Origin of the sequence: Halomonas sp. BC2 (assembly GCF_002078115.1) — a bacterium.
Taxonomy (GTDB): Bacteria; Pseudomonadota; Gammaproteobacteria; order Pseudomonadales; family Halomonadaceae; genus Vreelandella; species Vreelandella stevensii.
On record NZ_LFGT01000028.1, the window covers coordinates 24,115 to 44,201 of the forward strand.

Annotated in this window: 22 protein-coding genes; 18 read left to right on the forward strand and 4 right to left on the reverse strand. The window is 59.2% G+C overall.

Features of this window, described 5'->3' with window-relative positions:
• The first annotated feature begins 162 nt into the window (after window positions 1-162).
• The 12 genes from B7L71_RS15900 (at window position 163) to B7L71_RS15955 (ending at window position 12,399) form a co-directional block, all read left to right on the forward strand.
• Complete coding sequence (locus B7L71_RS15900) at window positions 163-1,533, forward strand: MFS transporter (RefSeq protein WP_081139081.1); 1,371 nt, start codon at window positions 163-165, stop codon at window positions 1,531-1,533.
• 114 nt (window positions 1,534-1,647) lie between these two features.
• Entirely contained in the window at window positions 1,648-3,438 is a 1,791-nt protein-coding gene (locus B7L71_RS15905) for an acyl-CoA dehydrogenase (protein WP_081139082.1), read from the forward strand.
• Between the two features lie 166 nt (window positions 3,439-3,604).
• Window positions 3,605-4,978 (forward strand): solute carrier family 23 protein, encoded by a 1,374-nt coding sequence (locus B7L71_RS15910; protein ID WP_081139084.1) that lies wholly within the window; start codon window positions 3,605-3,607, stop codon window positions 4,976-4,978.
• A 42-nt stretch (window positions 4,979-5,020) separates the two neighbouring features.
• Window positions 5,021-6,670, forward strand: coding sequence for an acyl-CoA synthetase (locus tag B7L71_RS15915; protein WP_081139085.1), 1,650 nt, complete (start codon window positions 5,021-5,023; stop codon window positions 6,668-6,670).
• Window positions 6,619-7,515, forward strand: a complete 897-nt coding sequence (locus B7L71_RS15920) for a 3-hydroxybutyryl-CoA dehydrogenase (protein ID WP_081139087.1) — start codon at window positions 6,619-6,621, stop codon at window positions 7,513-7,515. The genes B7L71_RS15915 and B7L71_RS15920 overlap by 52 nt, the downstream gene beginning before the upstream one ends.
• A 128-nt stretch (window positions 7,516-7,643) precedes the next feature.
• Window positions 7,644-8,417, forward strand: a complete 774-nt coding sequence (locus tag B7L71_RS15925; protein WP_081139088.1) for an enoyl-CoA hydratase/isomerase family protein — start codon at window positions 7,644-7,646, stop codon at window positions 8,415-8,417.
• 99 nt (window positions 8,418-8,516) lie between these two features.
• Window positions 8,517-9,134: a LysE family translocator gene (locus B7L71_RS15930; RefSeq protein ID WP_081139090.1), complete on the forward strand. Its 618-nt coding sequence runs from the start codon at window positions 8,517-8,519 to the stop codon at window positions 9,132-9,134.
• 67 nt (window positions 9,135-9,201) lie between these two features.
• The gene (locus B7L71_RS15935; RefSeq protein WP_081139091.1) at window positions 9,202-9,900 is read left to right on the forward strand and encodes a glutathione S-transferase family protein; all 699 of its coding nucleotides are present in this window, start codon (window positions 9,202-9,204) and stop codon (window positions 9,898-9,900) included.
• A gap of 104 nt (window positions 9,901-10,004) precedes the next feature.
• Entirely contained in the window at window positions 10,005-10,544 is a 540-nt protein-coding gene (locus B7L71_RS15940) for a YaeQ family protein (RefSeq protein ID WP_081139093.1), read from the forward strand.
• A 148-nt stretch (window positions 10,545-10,692) separates the two neighbouring features.
• Complete coding sequence (locus tag B7L71_RS15945; RefSeq protein WP_081139094.1) at window positions 10,693-11,670, forward strand: lipid A deacylase LpxR family protein; 978 nt, start codon at window positions 10,693-10,695, stop codon at window positions 11,668-11,670.
• 38 nt (window positions 11,671-11,708) lie between these two features.
• Window positions 11,709-12,074, forward strand: coding sequence for a hypothetical protein (locus B7L71_RS15950; RefSeq protein ID WP_249273286.1), 366 nt, complete (start codon window positions 11,709-11,711; stop codon window positions 12,072-12,074).
• Window positions 12,075-12,081: 7 nt separating this feature from the next.
• Window positions 12,082-12,399, forward strand: coding sequence for a DUF6693 family protein (locus B7L71_RS15955; RefSeq protein WP_016914589.1), 318 nt, complete (start codon window positions 12,082-12,084; stop codon window positions 12,397-12,399).
• Between the two features lie 214 nt (window positions 12,400-12,613).
• Here B7L71_RS15955 and B7L71_RS15960 read toward each other — a convergent pair whose 3' ends face one another.
• From B7L71_RS15960 to B7L71_RS15975, 4 genes are all read right to left on the reverse strand, one after another.
• Window positions 12,614-12,814, reverse strand: a complete 201-nt coding sequence (locus B7L71_RS15960) for a DUF2798 domain-containing protein (protein ID WP_081139096.1) — start codon at window positions 12,812-12,814, stop codon at window positions 12,614-12,616.
• A 23-nt stretch (window positions 12,815-12,837) separates the two neighbouring features.
• Window positions 12,838-13,698 carry a glutathione-dependent disulfide-bond oxidoreductase gene (yghU, locus tag B7L71_RS15965; protein ID WP_081139097.1) on the reverse strand — a complete coding sequence of 287 codons (861 nt, stop codon included), beginning with the start codon at window positions 13,696-13,698 and terminating at the stop codon, window positions 12,838-12,840.
• A 183-nt stretch (window positions 13,699-13,881) separates the two neighbouring features.
• Window positions 13,882-14,307, reverse strand: coding sequence for an organic hydroperoxide resistance protein (locus B7L71_RS15970; protein WP_081139099.1), 426 nt, complete (start codon window positions 14,305-14,307; stop codon window positions 13,882-13,884).
• A gap of 112 nt (window positions 14,308-14,419) precedes the next feature.
• On the reverse strand, window positions 14,420-14,869 hold the full coding sequence (locus B7L71_RS15975; RefSeq protein ID WP_081139100.1) for a MarR family winged helix-turn-helix transcriptional regulator: 450 nt from the start codon (window positions 14,867-14,869) through the stop codon (window positions 14,420-14,422).
• 307 nt (window positions 14,870-15,176) lie between these two features.
• Here B7L71_RS15975 and B7L71_RS15980 point away from each other — a divergent pair, with 307 nt between their 5' ends.
• The 6 genes from B7L71_RS15980 to B7L71_RS18080 all read left to right on the forward strand — a co-directional run.
• Complete coding sequence (locus B7L71_RS15980) at window positions 15,177-16,253, forward strand: TRAP transporter substrate-binding protein (protein ID WP_081139102.1); 1,077 nt, start codon at window positions 15,177-15,179, stop codon at window positions 16,251-16,253.
• Between the two features lie 66 nt (window positions 16,254-16,319).
• Window positions 16,320-16,946, forward strand: coding sequence for a TRAP transporter small permease (locus tag B7L71_RS15985; protein ID WP_081139103.1), 627 nt, complete (start codon window positions 16,320-16,322; stop codon window positions 16,944-16,946).
• A gap of 5 nt (window positions 16,947-16,951) precedes the next feature.
• A complete protein-coding gene (locus B7L71_RS15990) occupies window positions 16,952-18,232 on the forward strand; it encodes a TRAP transporter large permease (protein ID WP_081139105.1) in 1,281 nt (426 codons plus the stop codon).
• 12 nt (window positions 18,233-18,244) lie between these two features.
• Window positions 18,245-18,775: a gluconokinase gene (locus tag B7L71_RS15995; RefSeq protein WP_081139106.1), complete on the forward strand. Its 531-nt coding sequence runs from the start codon at window positions 18,245-18,247 to the stop codon at window positions 18,773-18,775.
• A 78-nt stretch (window positions 18,776-18,853) separates the two neighbouring features.
• Window positions 18,854-19,849: a gluconate operon transcriptional repressor GntR gene (gene gntR / locus B7L71_RS16000; RefSeq protein ID WP_081139108.1), complete on the forward strand. Its 996-nt coding sequence runs from the start codon at window positions 18,854-18,856 to the stop codon at window positions 19,847-19,849.
• A gap of 170 nt (window positions 19,850-20,019) precedes the next feature.
• Window positions 20,020-20,087, forward strand: a 68-nt coding sequence (locus tag B7L71_RS18080; protein WP_139790159.1) for a helix-turn-helix domain-containing protein, incomplete at its 3' end; no start/stop codon positions are given.

Here is a 20,087-nt window from a genome sequence, read left to right on the forward strand (position 1 = left end):
CGGGGAGGACGTCAACAAAAACACCAGACTGCTGGGCATGGGGCTGAAAAAGCATTGACTTTATGCCACTGGCAGCAATAATTGCGCGCCCGTTTTCTGCCTGCCGGTGCGATAGGCGTATAAACGGCCATCGATTCACACTCAATGCAATGTGAGGTACGCATGTCGCGGCAACTGCTGGCCATGGCGCTGGCGCCCCTACTCGGGCTGTTCATTCTGGGCATTGGCAACGGTTTTCTCGCCACCTTGATCACCATTCGACTGGACGCTGCGGGCGAGTCGGCCACGGTGATCGGTATCGTGTCGTCTGCCTATTTCATTGGACTGGCCCTGGGGGCCATGTTCAATGATCGCCTGTTGCTGCGCATTGGCCATATTCGTGCTTACGGCAGTTTTGCGTCGCTGGTGGCTGTCACCGTGCTGTTGCAGGGGTTGTTCTTCGACCCTTGGGCGTGGTTTGCCCTGCGCCTGGTGGGCGGTTGGGCCACGGTAGGGGTCTATCTGGTCATCGAGAGCTGGCTGTTGACCGCGGGCGACCAGAAAGTGCGTGGCCGCCTGCTGGCGCTCTACATGATTTCTCTTTATGCCGCTGGCGTGCTGGGGCAATTGATGCTCGGCGTGACCAGTGCCATGGGCGACACCGCGCCCTTCATGGTGATCGGCCTGCTGGCGTCGCTGTCGGTACTGCCGATGGCCATGATTCCCCGCGTATCGCCACTCATCGAGCATGCCGAGCCATTACCCCCGCATCGGCTGATCACCATGACCCCGACCGGCGTGATGGGCAGCCTGGGGTCGGGCATGGTGGTGGCGGCGGCTTATACGCTGTTGCCGCTCTATCTCCAGCGTATCGGCATGAGTGTCAATCAGGTGGGGCAACTGATGGCGGTGGTGATTCTTGGCGCCATGCTGCTGCAATACCCGATTGGCCGCTGGTCGGACCGCCACGACCGCCAGATGGTGCTGATCGGCATCAGCGCGTTCTGCGTGGTGATCTCGGCAGCCATGCTCTGGCTACCGCTCTCTACTCCTTTGTTGGTCGCGCTGCTGTTCCTGCTGGGTGGGGGCGTATTTGCGCTTTACCCGGTGGCCGTGAGCCACGCCGCCGACCGTGCACCCGCAGGGGCGCTGGTGCGCATGAGCCAGGGCCTATTGCTGATCAACTCCATCGGGGCCACCATCAGCCCGCTGATGATTTCGCCGGTGATGACCGCCATGGGCGATGCCGGACTGTTCTGGGCCTTTGGCTCGCTCAGCCTGTTCTTCGTGCTGTTCTTCACGTGGCGCCGCAGCGTGCGCCCGGCCCCGGTCCCCGTGGCGCCGTTTACCGCCACGACGCCCATGACCGCTGCCGGTGCTGAACTGGTGGTGACCGAAGAGCTGGTGCAGGGGGCGCTTGAGCATGAGCATCTGGAAGACCTTTCCGATGTGGTGCCGGAAGTGGAGGTCGCCGAGCCGGTAGTGGGGCCGCCCCAGGAAGACGAAAGCCACATCACTTATTACGACGACGTAGAAACCGAGGTGCGCAAATAAGTCGCTGAGGCGGCTATCAGGTGAGACCTTGGGCTAATGGTGCGCTGGAAGTAGTGAAACTACTATCGACGATAGTGTTTTTACTATTTCGCCGTATTTGCCCGAGGTTTTGCCATGAATGACTACGCCGCGCCGGTCCGCGATCTGCGCTTTGTGCTGGAAGAGATGCTGGCGCACCACTCCCTGGCGCTGCCTGGGTTTGAAGAAGCCACGCCGGATCTCGTTGAAGCCGTACTGGAAGAAGCTGCGAAGCTGGCAGGTGACGTCTGGGGGCCGCTCAATAGTACGGGAGACCGTCAGGGAGCCCAACGTCACACCGATGGCAGCGTCACTACCCCCGAAGGCTTCGCGGCCGCTTACCTGGCGTATGTAGAGGGTGGTTGGAACGGCATTGGCGTGTCTGAAGCACTGGGCGGTCAGAACCTGCCCGAAGTGGTGGCCAGTGCGGTACAGGAGATGCTCCACGGCGCGAACATGGCGTTAGGGCTGTGCCCGATGCTCACCGCCGGTGCCATCGAGGCGCTGGCCCATCACGGCAGCGATGCCTTAAAAGCGACCTACCTGCCCAAACTGGTCGAGGGCTCCTGGACCGGCACCATGAACCTCACCGAACCCCAGGCGGGGTCGGACCTTTCCAAGGTGCGTACCAAAGCCGTTCCAGAAGGCGATCACTACCGCATCAGCGGTCAAAAGATCTACATCACCTGGGGCGAGCACGACGCTGCCGAAAACATCATTCACCTCGTTCTTGCCCGTAAGCCCGATGCCCCGGAAGGCAATAAGGGTATCTCTCTCTTTTTGGTGCCTAAGTTCCTGGTCAACGACGATGGCTCGCTGGGCGAGCGTAACGATGTCACCTGCGCCTCCATCGAGCACAAGCTCGGCATTCACGGGTCGCCCACCTGTACTCTCAGCTTTGGTGAAAACGGCGGTGCCGTGGGCTATCTGGTGGGGGAGGAGGGGCGCGGGCTCAACCATATGTTCACCATGATGAACGAGGCACGTCATAAGGTCGGTATTCAGGGCATTGGCGTGGCCGAGCGTGCTTGCCAACACGCGTTTGCCTACGCCAATGACCGCACCCAGGGGCGCTCACCCAGGCAGCGTGGCGGCAGCGACTGCACCATCAGCGACCACTTCGATGTGCGCCGTATGCTGCTGTCCATGCGTGCCCGTACCGATGCGTTGCGTGCGCTGGCCCTTTACTGCGCTGGCCAGCTGGATGTTGCCCGTCATGCGGCCGATGACGCCGAGCGCCAGTCGGCCCAGGCCTGTGTGGATGTACTGATTCCTATCGTCAAGAGTTTCTCTACCGACCAGGCCGTGGACATTGCTTCCATGGGGGTTCAGGTGCACGGCGGCATGGGCTATGTGGAAGAGACCGGCGCTGCCCAGCTGCTCCGAGATGCCCGCATCGCGCCCATCTATGAAGGCACCAACGGCATTCAGGCGCTGGACCTGGCAGGTCGCAAACTGCAGCGCGATGGTGGTGCCGCCTTGCTGGCCCTGTTGGCCGAGGTACGCAACACCGCTGACGACCTGAGTAAGAGTACGCGGCTGAATGCCATGGGGCCGCTGTTGAGCGATGCCGCTGACGACCTGCAGGCCGCCATGGAAATCGTGCTGGAGCAGGGTAGCCACCCTGAACAGGGGCCGGATGCTGTGCAAGCCTACGCCACGCCTCTCTTGAACCTGGCGGGCCATGTGCTGTGCGCCTGGCAGATGGGCCAGGCGGCGCTGCATGCCCAGCAAGCCATTACCCAAGGCAGCGACGACCCGTTTTACCGCACCAAACTGTGCAGCGCCGAGTTCGTCATCCACCAGTGGCTGCCGGTCGGGCGTGCCCAGCGCGCGGTGATCGAGGCCGGCATGCAGTGTTTGAGCGACTTCGATAGTCAGCAGTGACGTTGACGCTCTGCTATCTACTTCCATGGCATCTTCGCCGACCGTTAAGGTCGGCGTTTAACTTTTAATAACAATGAAACGGTCGTTTTGATTTTCATTGAACATCAATGCTTCATTCCGGCCTTGCATCTTAAAAATTAACAATATTTATAACCAAGGAGTTTTTATGCAGTTGAAACATCGCCAACATGGAGAAGAGCAGCCCTACTGGCCTTTAGGGCCATTTAAAGTCCGCCTACCATTTGTTCATTACCGATGGGAAATGGCTGAAATGATCCAAGGGCTAATAATGTTTGTGGTTAGCCTTGCCATGATACCGTTGCTGGAGCAGTACCTGGGCCTGCCTTACGATATAGCGTTAGCCTTCGTGGTGGTTTGTGGCATTGGATTTATGCTGCCAGCATTACTTGGGGTGCCTATGGTGCCAGGTTGGATTACCCCCGCAGTGCCGGTGGTGCTGGTCTTTTTAGGTGACTTTGAACCGGGTGATGAAGCCATTCAGGCTTTGTTTGCGCTACAGTTTTTAGTGTTTTTGATTTTCTTCTTTTTAGGTGTGACTGGGCTCGGGCGAAAGCTGGTGCACCTGGTGCCTAACTCACTACAGGCCGGGATCATTATCGGGGCTGGTATTGCAGCAATTACAGGCGAGATACAGCAAGGTGGGCGCTTGGCAGAAACGCCAGTTTCTTTGATTGCAGGCATGCTGATTGCTATTTTTATGCTGTTCTCCGCAGCGTTTAAACGCTGGGTTGCCGACTACCTGGTCGTACGCAGGATTGCTAATTATGGCATGGTGCCCGGCATGGTGGTCGCTATTTTGATTGCTTGGGCAATAGGCGAGTATCCACGTCCAAGCATTGAGTGGGGGGTGACGCAACCCAACTTTTCAGATATGTGGGCCTACCTGCCCTTTAGTGTCGGCTTTCCAGGCATTGATGTGTTTATGCTGGCGCTGCCTACCGCGGTGATTGCTTATGTCATTGCTTTTGGTGACATCGTCGTGGGTCGTACGCTGATGTCTCGTGTTGACCATATACGCACGGATGAAAAAATCGATTACAGCACGGATCGCATTCACCATGTCACTGCTATTCGTAATGGTATACATGCTTTCTTTGCTCCCTATCCTGGGTTGGCAGGCCCCATCTGGACAGCGGTGACAGCCACAATGGCTGAGCGTTACAAAAATGGTCGCAATGCCATGGAGTCGATTTACAGCGGAGGAGGTACTTTCTGGATTACGGGGTTCATTGCGCTCTTTACTCTACCGTTAGTAAGTATGTTTCAACCCGTGCTGCCGATAGCTTTATCTTTAACGTTACTGCTCACTGGGTATATTTGCTTGATGGTCGGTATGGAGCAAACTAAAAATACGGCAGAGCGCGGCGTGGCGGGCACTATGGCAGTTGTGCTTGCTGTGTATGGGGCAGGGTGGGGGTTGGCTGCTGGTGTCGTGCTTTATGTGCTTGTACAAAAGCAGAACATGTTCGGACGCGAGCCTCGTTCTGATAGCGACCTTGAACGTCATGACAACCACTAACAATAGGCCTTTTCAGGTTTTCGTTAATTAATGAGGTAATGTATGAGTCTTTCAATTTTCGAGCAGGACTTACCCCCCACGCCGGCCAATCACGTGGCGCTTTCCCCTCTAACGTTCATCGAGCGTTCGGCGGCGGTGTATCCCGATTACCCGGCCGTGGTGCATGGCCAGACGCGCCGCACCTGGGCAGAGACCTGGGCACGCTGCCGTAGGCTCGCCTCCGCGCTGGAAAAACGCGGTATTCAGCCGGGCCAGACAGTGGCGGCCATGCTGCCCAATGTACCCGCAATGTTCGAGGCCCACTTCGGTGTGCCGCTGGCGGGCTGCGTGCTGAATACGCTGAATATCCGCCTCGATGCCGATGCCATCGGCTATATGCTGGCCCATGGCGAAGCCAGGGCGATTCTGGTGGATCCTGAGTTTGCCGAGGTGATTCAAGCGGCGGTGGCCACGTTGGAGAGCAAGCCGCTGATCATCGACGTGGCTGACCCGGAGTTTTTGGGTGAAACCCAAGGCATTGGCGAGCTGGAGTACGAGGCGCTGCTGGCCGAGGGCGACCCGGAGTACGCTTATCAACTGCCCAGCGACGAGTGGCAGGCGATTTCATTGAATTACACGTCTGGGACCACGGGAAAACCCAAAGGGGTGGTATATCACCATCGCGGTGCCTACCTGAACGCGGTGAGCAACATTCTCGAGTGGGCCATGCCGCACCATCCTGTCTACCTGTGGACGCTACCGATGTTCCACTGCAACGGCTGGTGTTTCCCCTGGACCATTGCCGCCAATGCAGGCGTCAGCGTTTGCTTACGCAAGGTAGACCCCAAACGCATTACCGATTTGATCGCTGCAGAGGGCGTCACTCACTTTAGCGGTGCGCCAATCGTGCTCAATGGGCTGGTGAACCTGCCCGCCGAACAGAAGCGGGTGTTCGATCACCCGGTGAAGGTGACCACCGCCGGTGCCGCGCCACCCGCCTCGGTGATAGCCGGGGTAGAAAAGCTGGGCATTGAAGTGACCCACGTTTATGGCCTGACGGAAGTGTATGGCCCGGTCACGGTATGTGCCTGGCACGCGGCCTGGGACGAACTGCCGCTGGAGTCGCGGGCCAAACTCAAGTCACGCCAAGGCGTGCGCTACCACATGCTGGAAGCGCTCTGCGTCGCCGATCCGGTCACGCTGGAACCCGTTGCCAAGGATGGCCAAACCATCGGCGAAATCCTGATGCGCGGCAACAACGTGATGAAGGGATATCTCAAAAACGCCGAGGCCACGGAAAAAGCGCTGGAGGGCGGCTGGTACCACACGGGTGACTTGGCGGTATGGCATGCCGACGGCTATATCGAGATTAAAGATCGCTCGAAAGATATCATCATCTCGGGCGGTGAAAACATCTCCACCATTGAAGTCGAAGATGCCATTTACAGCCATCCAGCGGTGGAAGAGGCCGCCGTGGTCGCGAAGCCGGATGAAAAGTGGGGCGAAACGCCCTGCGCGTTCGTCAAACTGAAAATAGGTTACGGCGAAGTCACCGAGGCGGATATCATTGCCCACTGCCGTAAGCATCTTGCGAGCTTTAAAGTGCCGAAAACGGTGGTTTTTAGCGAACTGCCCAAAACGTCCACGGGCAAAATTCAAAAATTCGTGCTGCGCGAAGAAGCCAGACAGCACCAGTCAGGGGAACAGCAATGAGCGAACAGCGGATTGGCGTGGTAGGCGCAGGCACCATGGGGCAGGGGATTGCTCAAGTGGTGGCCGCCAGTGGCTTTAACGTGAGGCTCTACGATGTCGCCGATGAGCAGCTCACCCGCGCCAAAAATGCGATCGATAAAGGGCTCGAGAAGCTCGTTGCTAAAGAGAAGATGACGGCAGAGGGCAAGCAGGAAGCGCTGGCTCGGCTTTCGACCACCACGGCGCTGGATGCGCTCAGCGACTGCAGCGTGATCATCGAAGCTGCCCCCGAGCAGCCCGCATTGAAAGAGAAGCTGTTTCGGGATCTCAGCCATTTGAGCAGCGACGCTATTCTGGCGTCGAACACGTCGTCTCTATCACTGACTCGGCTGGCGGCGGTCTGCGAGCGCCCTGAGCGGGTGGTAGGCATGCACTTCTTCAACCCGGTGCCGGTACTCAAGTTGGTCGAGGTGATCCGCGCCGAGCAGACCTCGGATGCCACCGTAGAGCGCATCGAAGCGCTGACCAAAGCGCTGGGCAAAACCGCAGTGCCGGTGGGCGATGCGCCGGGCTTTGCCGTGAACCGTTTGCTGGTGCCGATGATCAACGAAGCCGCGTTTATCGTGCAGGAAGGCACCGCCACGCCGGAAGCCATCGATGACGCCATGAAGCTGGGTGCCGCCCATCCCATGGGGCCGCTGGCGCTGGCGGATTTGATTGGCCTGGATGTGTGCTTGGCGATCATGGAAGTGCTGCAGGAAGGTTTTGGCGATCCCAAGTACCGCCCCTGCCCGCTGCTCAAGCGCATGGTGGCCGCAGGCTATCTGGGCCGCAAAAGTGGCCGTGGGTTCTATATCTACGAATAGCAGGCAGCGAGCTTAGGGGGCGACAAAAAGCTTAGGGGGCGACAAAAGAAGTGATTGCCACCCAACCAAGCGTTCGCTAGGGTTGAGTGGTAACCACTTCTACGCGCAATAACAATTAAGGAGCCGCCATGAGCGACGCAGTGATCGAGAAGGTTGATAACGATGGCGTGGTACGCCTGACCATTAATCGTCCCAAAGCCTTGAACGCGCTGAACAGCGAAGTGCTCAGCGCTTTGGAAGCGCATCTGGTCGAATTGGAAGCTCACCCCAGCCTGCGGGCGGTATTGATTACGGGGGCCGGGGAAAAATCCTTCGTGGCCGGGGCAGACATCACCGAGATGCGTGATAAAACCCCGGAAGAAGCGCGCGCCTTTGCCAGCCAGGCACTGCGCACCATCAAACGCCTGGAAACCTTGCCCGTGCCGGTGGTCGCGCTGGTCAACGGGTTTTGCCTTGGCGGCGGCTGCGAACTGGCGCTGGCCTGCGACTGGGCCGTCGCCAGCGACAACGCCATCTTCGGCCAGCCGGAAGTCCTGCTAGGCGTCATTCCCGGCTTTGGCGGCACCCAGCGTTTGCCGCGCCGAGTCGGTCCCGCCATGGCCATCGACCTGGTGACGACCGGACGCAAGATCGATGCTCAGGAAGCGCTGCGCATTGGCCTGGTCAACCGGGTAATGCCCCAGGCCGAGCTTGAGAGCTATGTTGAAGAGCTTACCAAGCAGCTGAAGGGTAACGGGCCGCAGTCGGTACGCGGCGCCAAGCAGGCCGTGCATGACGGCATGGATCAGGACCTCGATAGCGCCCTGGCCCTGGAAACCAGCCTGTTCGCCTTCTGCTTTGCAGGCCAGGAGCAGAAAGAGGGCATGAGCGCATTTGTCGAGAAGCGTAAACCCAACTTCTAGGGTTTATTTTTCGAGTTTTACTTATTCAAGGGGTGGCGCATGCGTCGCCCCTTATTTTATTCTCAGGCTTACTATTTTTCAGAGAAAGGAGTCACCGCGATGCAGTGGGCCGCTTTTGTGGTTGCCGCGCTGGGGTTTGCCTACTTGCCTGGGCCTGCGATGCTGTATACCGCTGCGCAAACCCTGGGGCGTGGCCGACGTGCAGGCTGGCTGGCGGTGGCGGGAGTGCATCTAGGCTGCTACGTGCATGTAATAGCGGCCGCGCTTGGCCTGGCCCTGCTGTTTGCCGCCATTCCGCCTGCGTATCTCGCCATGAAGATCATCGGTGGACTCTATCTGCTCTGGATGGGTGTGCGCTTGTGGCGGCAGGGCATTCGCACGAGTGGCGATGAGCTGCCGTTGGCCACCACCCGGCGGGTGCTGCGCGATAGTTTCCTGGTAGAAGTGCTCAACCCCAAAACGGCGCTGTTCTTCGTGGCGTTCCTGCCCCAGTTCGTGCAGCCCGACAGCGCTCTGCCGGTGGCATGGCAACTGCTGTGGCTGGGGGTAGCCACCAACGTACTGTTTTCGTCGGCGGACGTGGTCGTGGTGTTGCTGGCCAGCCCGCTGCGCGCTTGGCTGCAAACGTCCAATAGCTCCACCCGTTGGGTACAGCGGATGGGCGGCGGCGTACTGATGGGGCTGGGCGGGAATACGCTGGTTCAGGCGGCACGCTAAAACGATCACTCGCAAGGCTATCAATCGCTAAAGCGATCAATGACGTGTTCACCACAAGGAGCGCACCATGTTTGATCTGTATATCGCCAACAAGAACTACTCTTCCTGGTCGCTGCGCCCTTGGGTGCTGCTGAAAACGCTGGAGATCCCCTTCAACGAGCATCTGATGCCGTTCGAAGGGGGCTTTGGGGAGAGCCTCGCGACCTTCAAGCGTTTTTCTCCTTCGGGGCTGGTGCCGTGCCTGGTCGATCGCGAACACGAGGTGGCCGTGTGGGACTCGCTGGCGATTGTCGAGTACGTGGCCGAAGCGCATTCTGACGTATGGCCACAGCAGCTTGCCGCACGGGCCTGGGCACGCTCCGCCAGTGCCGAGATGCATAGCGGCTTTGCAGCGCTGCGCGATGAGTGTTCGATGAACTGTGGTGTACGGGTAGCGATGAACGCGATGTCCCCTGGGCTGAAAAGCAACCTGGCCCGGCTGGATGCGCTATGGCAGGAGGGGCTTGAGCGTTTTGGTGGCCCTTTTCTGGCGGGTGAGCACTTTACCGCCGTGGACGCGTTTTATGCCCCGGTGGCGTTTCGCGTGCAAACCTTCGGCCTTCCGCTGGGCGATGCCTCGCTGGCCTACGTGCAGCGCCTGTTGGCTCTGCCTGCCATGCAGGCGTGGTATGCGGCGGCGCTAAAAGAGACCTGGCGGGAGCCCATGCATGAACAAGAGACCCTGAAACAGGCCACGCTGCTGAGCGACGAGCGGGCGACCGCCTAGTACTGTGCAGGAAGTTCCGGGCTGGAGGGAGGACGGCGCGGAGAGGGCGTAAATCCGTTACACTGACGCCTCTAATATTTCGCAACACGACTGAGAGTCATCAGATGGCGCTAAGTGCTACCCCCTACAAAGTGGATGTGAACCTGACCGACCTGGACCGCAACGTCTACGAAACGCTGCGGTTCACGGTGGCGCGCCACCCTTCCGAAACCGAAGAGCGCCTGTGCACACGGCTGATCGCTTATCTGCTGTGGTACAGCGAAGCGCTGGCCTTTGGACGCGGGCTCTCGGACGTGGACGAGCCAGCCTTGTGGGAGAAGAGCCTGGACGGGCGAGTGCTACACTGGATTGAAGTAGGCTTTCCCGATGCCGAACGCATGACCTGGTGTTCTCGGCGTGCCGAGCGGGTTTCCCTGCTGGCCTATGGCCGTGTCGACCTGTGGGAGAGCAAAGTGCTGCCTGCGGTCGCATCGCTGAAGAACGTTCACGTGGCCGGGTTACCCGCCGATGCGCTGTCTACGGTGGCGACGAACTTGCCCAGGGCCATCAACTGGGCCGTGATGATCAGTGATGGTGCGCTGTTCATTACCGATGAAAACGGCCAGCACGAAATCACCCCTGAATGGCTGCTGCGCGAACGCTGATCGAGGGTACTGGCGGTGAGGGATAACCGCCAGACTCCGCGCAAGTGGAAACCGCGTTGAGCGAGCCATAGGCGACTATAAAAGTAGCTTGCTATCTTTTTGCAAGATTACATACAATCAGCAATGTTTGTTACTCAAGGAACGAGCCATGAAACCCTTTGCTGTATTACGTGCCCTGGTATTGCCGTTTAGCCTGCTGCCTGCGCTAGCCATGGCCAGCGACAGCGCCTTGACCCTCAAGCTCGAAAACGATGGCCTGGCCAGCAGTGATGACGGCCACTTCACCAGTGGCTTCGAGCTGAACTGGATGACGACGCCCTCCGAACAGAACTGGCTGCAGCGGCTTGCCGTGGCGTTGCCAGCGGGGTTGATGGGGCAGGCTGACCGGGTGGCGTATCGCTTCGTGCACCAGATTTATACACCCGATAACATCGAACGGCGCTCCCTGATCGAAGATGACCGCCCCTATGCAGGGCTGGTATACGGCGGTGTGTCGCTATATGAAGATGTGCCGGTGGGGCAGTGGCAGCGGGCCACCGATCTGCACCTGGATGTGGGCTTGGTGGGGCCCTCTTCCTTGGCTGACAGCATCCAGCGTGAGGTACACCGCGTCACCAATAGCGACCGCCCGCGGGGCTGGCGTAATCAGCTGGGTGACGAAGCGCTGATCAATCTGACGCTGCGCCGCCAGTGGTGGCATGACACTCCGCTGGCGGGCAAACAGTTTGCTCACGGCCCCAGTGTCGGCGCGGCGTTGGGCAACCTGTACACCTACGCCAGCGCTGGCTACAGCGTGCGCTGGGGAGACGACGCTCAAGGTATTCCCACCCTGACCCCCAACCCCGGTACGCGCCATCTGATGAGCGAGAGCCGTGGCTGGCAGTGGTATCTGTTTGCCAGCGTCGAAGGCTATTACATGGCCCATAATCTGACCCTGGACGGTAATACCGTGCGCGATAGCCATTCGGTAGACCGCAAGGAGTGGGTCGCCGATGCCTCCACGGGCTTGGCGCTGGCCTGGGAAGATTGGCAGGTGACCTACGCCGCCGTACAGCGCACCCGCGAGTTCGAAGGTCAGGATGAGCAGGATGTGTTTGGCGCCATGACGCTGACCAAGCGTTTTTAGTGCAGTAGGCCGACGCGCAAACGACCGAGAGGGGCAGCATGAGCAGCAAGTACCCACAGACACCGGATGGACGCTACTTCGTTGCCAGGAACCGGCTGTGGCGCTGCACCGATCCGCGTCTCTCGGAAGACACCCGGCGTCTGCATGTCAAAGCGTTGATGAAGGCGCGGCGTGCGGTGCGCAGTGCCCAACAGCATGACGATGAGCACACGCTTCGCCAGGCACGTCAGGCCGTACAGGAAGCCAAGGAAGCACTGGGTGAGCGGGGCCTGTCTGGTGGCAGGATGGAGCACCGGACGAAGGCGGTCTCGCTCCCCACAACAGCTCCTATGCCGACTGGTGGGCCTCGCGCTCCTGAAGCCTGGTGTGTGGTAATCTGCACGCCACTCTTACTGCATCGATAGGCACCCTGTGACCATCAAAGCCAATCTGTCCATTCTGGATATCGTGGGCCACCTGCTGGTGTGGCTGTTACTGACGATTTTTACGCTGGGGATCGCGCTGTTTTTCTTTCCTTACTCCTTTGCTCGCTTTGTCATCAATCGTACTAGCGTGGTCGACCATGCCAGTGGGGTAGAGCGAAAAATGGTCTGCGATATCAATATCTTCAGCAATATCGGCCATATCATCCTGTGGATGGTGATTTCGTTTCTCACCTTGGGGATTGGCTACATCTTCTACTTTTACCGCGTCTGGAACTACGCGTTGAACAACTCACGCGTGCTGTAGTTCTACTGGTTCCTCCGCCCGCTGCCTGTCAGCGGGCACTCTCTTTCATCGGTGCACGTTACGAAGAGTACATCTCCTGGTGCCGCTATGACGGAGGCGACTGTGGCTACGGTGATCGTCGCAGCGTCACGGCCAACGTACGCTATCAGTTTTGATATACGTGCCGCGTGAGATACGGCGGCATACCGCCACATGAACTTGCTACATGAGTTCGCTACATGAACAACGGGGCCTGCGATGAGCAGGCCCCGTTGCCTTTTTGGGTCTCTTCGTGGGTCGACGCTTTGAGCCAAATCATCACAATCCCATCCACGAGTCCCACGTTATATAGCGTAATCACCAGCGACATGATGCATGACATGAACAGCGCCATGAGGCATGAAAATATCAGCTGGGCGTATTTCGGATCGAACATCGTACGTTTTCCTGATACGCGAATTAACGCTTGTCTTCGGTTTTTTCAGTGAAGTCGCTGGCATCGTGGCGTTCATGAAGCTGCTCATGGGGTTCCCCCCAGGTACGGTTGACCATGCGGCCCCGTTGCACGGCGGGGCGGGCATCGATCTCTTCGGTCCAGCGCAGCACGTGGGTGTAGGTGTGGGCCTCCAGAAATTCGGCTGCCTCATACACACGGTTCTTGACCAGTGCGCCATACCAGGGGTGGATCGCCATGTCGGCAATCGTGTATTCGTCGCCCGCCATATAACGGTTGTCTGCCAGGTGGCGGTCGAGTACGTCCAGTTGGCGCTTCACTTCCATGGTGTAGCGGTCGATAGGGTACTGATACTTTTCCGGCGCATAGGCATAAAAATGCCCAAAGCCGCCGCCCAGCATCGGTGCGCTGCCCATCTGCCAGAACAGCCAGGAAAGGCATTCGGTACGCTTGGCGGGGTCGCTGGGCAGAAAGGCAGCAAATTTTTCGGCCAGATAGAGCAGGATGGCCCCTGACTCGAAGACCCGCTGGGGTGGCTGAACGCTGTGGTCCATCAGTGCCGGGATCTTCGAATTGGGGTTCACCTCCACGAACCCGCTACCAAACTGGTCGCCTTCACCGATCTGAATCAGGTGGGCATCGTATTCGGCGTCGATGATGCCTTTTTCCAGCAGCTCTTCGAGCATCACGGTGACCTTGACGCCGTTAGGCGTGGCCAGCGAGTACAGCTGCAGCGGATGCTTGCCGACGGGTAGATGTTTATCGTGAGTGGCACCTGCGACGGGGCGGTTGATGTTGGCAAATTTGCCACCGTTGCCAGGTTCCCATTGCCATACCTTGGGCGGCGTATAGGTTGGATCGCTCATGGGGTCCTCGCGTTTAGCGGTCATGCGTTGTCGTAGTGAATCTATGGGGGCGCTTGAGCCTGGCTACAAGGGTATGTCGTTAGCGAGTTAATTAAATGGCAAGGGCAGGACAAAGGCAACGCTGGGAGAAGGGGGCAGGCTGTTTCTGACCTGCGAAAGACAGGTCAGAGGCGTTTCAAGCATTTACACCAATGTCAGAGTGACGTCGATGTTGCCACGGGTGGCATTGGAGTATGGGCACACGATGTGGGCTTTATCGACCAGCGACTGCGCAATATCTTTTTCCAGGCCCGGCAGGCTGATCTTGAGCTCCACTTCGATGCCAAACCCGGTAGGAATGGCACCAATACCCACGCTGCCATCGATCTGTGTGTCTGCAGGCAGCTTTACCTTCTCCTGGTTGGCAACGTGCTTCAAGGCACCCAGGAAGCAGGCAGAGTAGCCTGCGGCAAACAGCTGTTCCGGGTTGGTGCCAGCACCGCCAGCGCCCCCCAGTTCCTTCGGCGTGCTCAGCTTGACATCCAGAGCGCCGTCAGAAGACTTGGCGTGGCCTTCGCGGCCGCCAGTAGCGTGGGCATGGGCGCGATAAGCAATGGTTTCGATAGACATGGGCGTCTCCAAGGGTATGAGCGAGTTTGGAAAAAGAGACTTTAATTTAGTGTTATTTTAACTTGCGCACAAGATAAATATGGAGTCACTCAAAAGACAGTGTCATTCGCGTTTACTGGTTCGACTGCAGGCGCTGACGAAGCGCAATCAAGTCGTCTTTCAGCTCACGCAAGGCGTCGGCAGAGTGTTCGCTGGCCTTGATGATGCAGCCCGGAATATGTTGCGCCTGGGCGCGTAGCGCGCGGCCCTTGTCGGTCAGCAACAGCTCGACCACACGCTCATCCTGGGTGCTGCGCTGGCGTTTGATCAACGCCTCGTTTTCCAGCCGTTTGAGCAGCGGAGTGAGCGAACCCGGATCGGTAAGCAAGCACTTGCTCAATGTACCTACGGTAATCCCATCGTTTTCCCATAGCACCAGCATGGCCAGGTATTGCGGGTAAGTGAGCCCTAGCTCCTTGAGCAGTGGCTTGTAGGTTTTGGTCATTATCAGCGACGTTGAGTACAGCGCGAAGCAGAGCTGCTGGTCCAGCTCCAGTTCGTTGCAGGGCTCAAGTTCTGTCATGTCTTCTCCGAGGTGTTGACGTGAAAGGTAATGTATCGTGCCCAGCGTCTACTTACTATCTGACTTTTTAGACAACCCTGGACGTTGGTCGCAAATCACCATATTTGTTTTGACACGCTCAGAGGCCGCCGCTAGCCTTCATATACTCGATGTTACCGGTAACAAATAGCCTATGGCCTGACATACGTTATCGGCAAGCCATCGAGCTACCGCATCGCTCGGCAGCCTGGTCATTCAAGCACTGGTCCTTCAAAACTGGCCATGCACAACCCGGCCACTAACAACAATTCTGCGTGGAGAAACAACGATGACAACGATTTGGCGTAGCACATTGACCCTTTTGGGTGCCACCACTCTGACCTTTGGCATGGCGCATGCACAAGGCCCGGAGCTTTCCGCGCCGCCCGCCATCGAGGGCGAGGTTCTGGCAGACCATGGTAGCCATACGCTGCGCATGGGTATCGGGTTGTCCGAAACCTCCCCGCAGTTCTTGTCCAGCCAATATTTCGGCGAGATTCTGGCGCAGCGTACCGATGGTCGGATTACCGTCAATGTCTTCCCCAATAGCCAATTGGGGGATGACGTGCAGATGATGGAGATGCTGCAGACCGGAACGCTGGACATGACTTACCCTTCCAGCTCGGCTACGACCGGCTACGTGCAGGCGCTGTCGGTGTTCGATTTGCCGTTCCTGTTGCCCAGCCGTGAAGCCGCCATTGCCGTCATGCAGAGCGATGCGGCCCAGAACATGCTGGATGCTTTTGAAGGCACTGGCTTGAAAGCGCTGACGTTTTCCGAGAATGGCTACCGCCAGCTGTCGAACAGCGCCCGCCCGGTGGCGACCCCTGACGACGTGGCGGGCCTCAACGTGCGCGGTTTGAGCGTGCGCACCATGCAGAACCCGGTGCATCTGGCCATCTGGGAAGCGCTGGGCGCCAACCCGACACCCATGGCCTTTGGTGAACTGTTCTCGGCGCTGGAGCAGGGCGTCGTGGATGGCCAGGAGAACCCCTGGAGCACCATCCTGACCTCGAACTTCAACGAAGTGCAGGATTACGGTACGGAAACGCGCCACGTCTATACGCCATTCATCATGATGCTCTCCGAGCGCACCTGGAACCGCATGGCGCCGGAGTATCAGGCACTGGTGCTGGAAGCTGCCCGCCAGTCTGCCGAGTATGAAATTCAGCTCTCTGCCGAATACGACGACTGGTCTCGTGAGCAGTTGGAAGCGCGGGGCATGCAGATCACTCGGTTGGACGATGAGCAGCTGGCCGCTTTCCAGGAAGCCGTTCAGCCCGTCTACACCCAGTGGGCGCCGCGTATCGGGGAAGACCTGATTGCTGAAATTCAGCAGATCGTGGCAGACCATACGTCTCAGTAAGCCATTGCCGTGGGTTTTCGGGCAGGCCAGTGGCCTGCCCGATTCGATAGTGCCCCAGGAGCTTTTATGACATCCCCCTCGCATACTCCCCAGGCCGAGCCTGTGCTGGCAACGCCTGACCCGACAGACCCTTCGACCTATCTGGACGACCCTAACCGACGGTGCCTGGAAATCGACACCGATTCGGCTCAGGGGCCCGCCCTGTTTCGCTGGCTCACGCTGGGCATGGAGTATCTGATCGGCGCCATTCTGGTCGCGCTGATCGTCTCGGTATCCAGCAACGTGGTGGGGCGCTCGCTGTTCAATCACTCGCTTCCCTGGGTCGATGAGCTGGCGCGCATGCTGTTCATCTGGCTGGTCTTCATTGGCGCGGCGGCGGCCTTTGCGCGCTATGAGCATATTGCGGTGGATGCCCTGGTGCGCCGCCTGCCGCTGCGCCTGGCGCATCTGCTGTATGCGCTTCAGCACCTGATCATCACGGGGCTCATGCTGGTGATGGTGTGGGGCGGGTATCAGGTGCTGTCTCGCTCCAGTGGTCGTTCTGCCATTCTGGGCGTGCCGCTCAGTTGGGTCAGCCTGTCTCTGGTGCTGTGTGTGATCTTCATCGCTGCCGTATCGCTGTGGCGGCTATGGGTCAGCCTGCGCCTGGTGCTCGCGCCGCGCGGCCCATCCACCAATTCTGTGGGGGAGTAACCACTATGTTATGGATTTTTCTGGCGATCCTGTTCGCATCCATCGTGATTGGCCTGCCTATTGCTTTTGGGCTGGGAGTGGCGGCACTGGTCATGGCCATACTGTCGGACATTCCGCTGTCGATCATGATCGAGCAGTCCATCCGGGGCGTGAACAGCTTTCCCCTGCTGGCCATTCCGTTCTTCATTCTGGTGGGCGAAGTGATGAGCCAAGGGGGGATTGCGCGGCGTCTGATGGAGCTGGCGGGGGCGCTCGTCGGCTTCATGCGTGGTGGGCTGGGCCAAGTGGCCATCACCGGCTCGATGTTCTTCGGCGGAATCAGTGGCTCGGCGGTGGCGGACACGGCGGCGACCGGCTCCATGATGATTCCTTCCATGAAGCAGCAGGGCTATAGCGCAGCGGATGCCACGGCGATCAATACGGTCTCGTCGGTGATCGGGATCATCATCCCGCCCTCCATTCCGCTGATTCTCTACGGTATCGTCACGGAAACCTCGATCAGTCGCCTGTTCATTTCCGGTATCGTCCCGGGGCTGCTGATTGGCGGTGCGCTGATGGTGACGACGTTCCTGCTGGCCTCTCGGCAGGGCGGTGGCGTGCGCCAGTTCCGCTGGGACGTGCTGTGGCAGGCCTTCAAGGCGGCCTGGCTTGCCCTGGTGCTGCCGGTGATCGTGATTGGCGGCATCATTGGCGGCGTCTTTACGGCCACGGAAGCGGCCGTGGCGGCGCTGCTCTATTCGCTGGCCATTTCCCTGCTGGTCTATCGGGAGTTCAAGCTGGCAGCGCTTGGCGGCATGCTGATTCGCACTGCCCGATTGACTGGCATGGTCATGATGTTGCTGGCGTTTGCCACCGTGATCGCGTGGTTCCTGACCATCAACATGGTGCCCCAGACGCTGGTGCGTCAGGTTCAGGCGATTACCCAGGAGCCTTTCCTGCTGCTGCTGATCGTGGCGGCGCTGCTGTTGCTGGTCGGGTTCGTCATGGATCTCACGCCCGCCATGGTGATCATGGCACCGATGCTGGCGCCCATCGTGACCTCGGTGGGGGTGGACGCGGCTTACTTTGGCGTTCTGATGGCCTTCGTTCTGGGTATCGGGTTGCTGACACCGCCGGTAGGCACCTGCCTGTACGTGGGATGTGGCGTGGGCAAGGTGTCGATGGAGTCGCTGGTCAAGGCCATGTTGCCGTATTACGCGGCGCTGCTGGTGGTGCTGGTGCTGTTGATTGCCTTCCCCGGGATCGTGACATGGTTACCCAACTTGACCGCCGTGCGCGGCAACTGACAGGAGAGCAGTGTGACGAGCACTTCACAGCGTATTCTTGTCATGGGGGTTTCGGGCTCCGGCAAGACTCATATTGGCCAGCAGTTGGCGTCTTCGCTGGGGGCCACGTTCATCGATGGCGATGACCATCACAGTGCCGCGAACGTGGCCAAGATGGCCAGCGGTACGCCGCTCAACGACGACGACCGCCAGGCGTGGCTGGCAACGCTATCGGCCCTGCTGGAAAGCTATCGCACCCGGGATGCCTCGGTAGTGGTTGCCTGTTCCGGGCTCAAACGGCGTTATCGCGACCGCTTGCGGCAGGGCGATGGTGAGCTGCGTATCCTCTACTTGGAGGGGACGCCCGATGTGCTGCGCGAGCGGCTGGCCACTCGCGCCGGCCACTTCTTCAAGGGGGATGACATGCTGGCCAGCCAGCTGGCGGACCTGGAACCGCCGCTGGCCGATGAGGCCGTCACGCTGTCGATTGAGCTGCCGCCTCGCGTGATTGTCGAGCGCTTTTGTGCCACGCTGTCCCGGCAGCCGCAGCGCTCGTCAAGCTAAAGGAAGGGATAGGCGACGGGTCGCAGGATTCGTTATGGTAAGACCCGTGCCCATCCACGATATCAGGCAGTGACGCCATTGAAGAAAAAACGCCCCACCTTGCAAGACATCGCCGACCGCGTTGGCGCCACCAAAATGACCGTGAGTCGCTGCCTGCGCGACCCGGAAGCGGTCTCGGAAGGGCTGCGCGAGCGTATTTTCAGTGCCGCGGAGCAGATTGGCTACATTCCCAACCGGGCGCCGGACCTGCTGTCGCGGGCCACGAGCCACTCCATTGGCGTGCTGGTTCCTTCCTTGACCAACCAGGTATTTGCCGACGTGATCGTGGGCATCGAAGCGTATACCGAGCCTGCGGGCTATCATCTGATGCTTTCCCACTACGGCTACAGCCCCGAGCTCGAAGAGCGTAGCCTGGCCTCGCTGCTCTCTTATAATGTCGATGGCGTGATTCTCTCGGATCGAGACCATACGCCGCGCAGCTTGCGCATGCTGGAAACCGCGGGTATTCCTATCGTGGAGATCATGGACACCCATCGCCCCCCGCTTCAGCAGGCCGTCGGGTACGACAACGTGAGTGCCGCCTACGAAATGGTCAGCAAGATGATCCGGCGTGGCCGCCGCCACATTCTCTATCTGGCGGTGCGTCTCGATGAGCGGACGCGCCAGCGTGAGCAAGGCTATCGACAGGCCATGCAGGCGCATGGGCTTTCCCCCGTCACCTTGCAGCGTAGCCAGCGCTCCTCTTACACCGTGGGCGCTGCATTGATGCAACAGATTCAGCAGGATTACCCTCAGGCGGATGGGGTGTTCTGCACCAACGATGACGTGGCGGTGGGGGCGTATTTCGAATGCCTGCGCCAGGGAGTTGCCGTCCCCCAGCAGATGGCCATTGCCGGTTTTCACGGTCATGATGTGGGGCAGGCCATGACGCCGCGTCTGGCCAGCGTCGTGACCCCTCGCGAGGCCATCGGTGAAAGGGCGGCTCAGGCCCTGCTGGCACGTATCCGTGGCGAAGGAGTGGACCAGCCCGTCATTGACTTGGGCTACCGTATCGAAGCAGGCGATACGCTATAGGTAGTCTGTGTGAGCTAGTCTGTGTGAGGTGGGCTGTGTCCAGTCACCGCTGTTTTTTTATCAGTCAGCGCGTAAAACCTCGTACTTTGAGTGCGAGGATGGATAGCGCGGCGTCCGGCAGGACGCCTTGTGCCTTGTAATCTTACATAAAACACGATAATTTGTAAGGTATGATAACCGAACGCGCTTTCAAATACCGCTTCTACCCCACGCCAGAACAGGCAACCCTGCTGGCGCG

Excerpts from the sequence above, each read along its gene's own strand:
- B7L71_RS15945 (WP_081139094.1), top strand. The coding sequence starts at position 10,693 with ATGAAACCCTTTGCTGTATTACGTGCCCTGGTATTGCCGTTTAGCCTG.
- B7L71_RS15960 (WP_081139096.1), bottom strand. The coding sequence starts at position 12,814 with ATGTTCGATCCGAAATACGCCCAGCTGATATTTTCATGCCTCATGGCG.
- B7L71_RS15930 (WP_081139090.1), top strand. The coding sequence starts at position 8,517 with ATGCAGTGGGCCGCTTTTGTGGTTGCCGCGCTGGGGTTTGCCTACTTG.
- B7L71_RS15900 (WP_081139081.1), top strand. The coding sequence starts at position 163 with ATGTCGCGGCAACTGCTGGCCATGGCGCTGGCGCCCCTACTCGGGCTG.
- B7L71_RS15935 (WP_081139091.1), top strand. The coding sequence starts at position 9,202 with ATGTTTGATCTGTATATCGCCAACAAGAACTACTCTTCCTGGTCGCTG.
- B7L71_RS15915 (WP_081139085.1), top strand. The coding sequence starts at position 5,021 with ATGAGTCTTTCAATTTTCGAGCAGGACTTACCCCCCACGCCGGCCAAT.
- yghU (WP_081139097.1), bottom strand. The coding sequence starts at position 13,698 with ATGAGCGATCCAACCTATACGCCGCCCAAGGTATGGCAATGGGAACCT.
- B7L71_RS15980 (WP_081139102.1), top strand. The coding sequence starts at position 15,177 with ATGACAACGATTTGGCGTAGCACATTGACCCTTTTGGGTGCCACCACT.
- B7L71_RS15970 (WP_081139099.1), bottom strand. The coding sequence starts at position 14,307 with ATGTCTATCGAAACCATTGCTTATCGCGCCCATGCCCACGCTACTGGC.
- B7L71_RS15905 (WP_081139082.1), top strand. The coding sequence starts at position 1,648 with ATGAATGACTACGCCGCGCCGGTCCGCGATCTGCGCTTTGTGCTGGAA.
- B7L71_RS15925 (WP_081139088.1), top strand. The coding sequence starts at position 7,644 with ATGAGCGACGCAGTGATCGAGAAGGTTGATAACGATGGCGTGGTACGC.
- B7L71_RS15950 (WP_249273286.1), top strand. The coding sequence starts at position 11,709 with ATGAGCAGCAAGTACCCACAGACACCGGATGGACGCTACTTCGTTGCC.
- B7L71_RS15985 (WP_081139103.1), top strand. The coding sequence starts at position 16,320 with ATGACATCCCCCTCGCATACTCCCCAGGCCGAGCCTGTGCTGGCAACG.
- B7L71_RS15940 (WP_081139093.1), top strand. The coding sequence starts at position 10,005 with ATGGCGCTAAGTGCTACCCCCTACAAAGTGGATGTGAACCTGACCGAC.
- B7L71_RS15910 (WP_081139084.1), top strand. The coding sequence starts at position 3,605 with ATGCAGTTGAAACATCGCCAACATGGAGAAGAGCAGCCCTACTGGCCT.
- B7L71_RS15975 (WP_081139100.1), bottom strand. The coding sequence starts at position 14,869 with ATGACAGAACTTGAGCCCTGCAACGAACTGGAGCTGGACCAGCAGCTC.
- B7L71_RS15990 (WP_081139105.1), top strand. The coding sequence starts at position 16,952 with ATGTTATGGATTTTTCTGGCGATCCTGTTCGCATCCATCGTGATTGGC.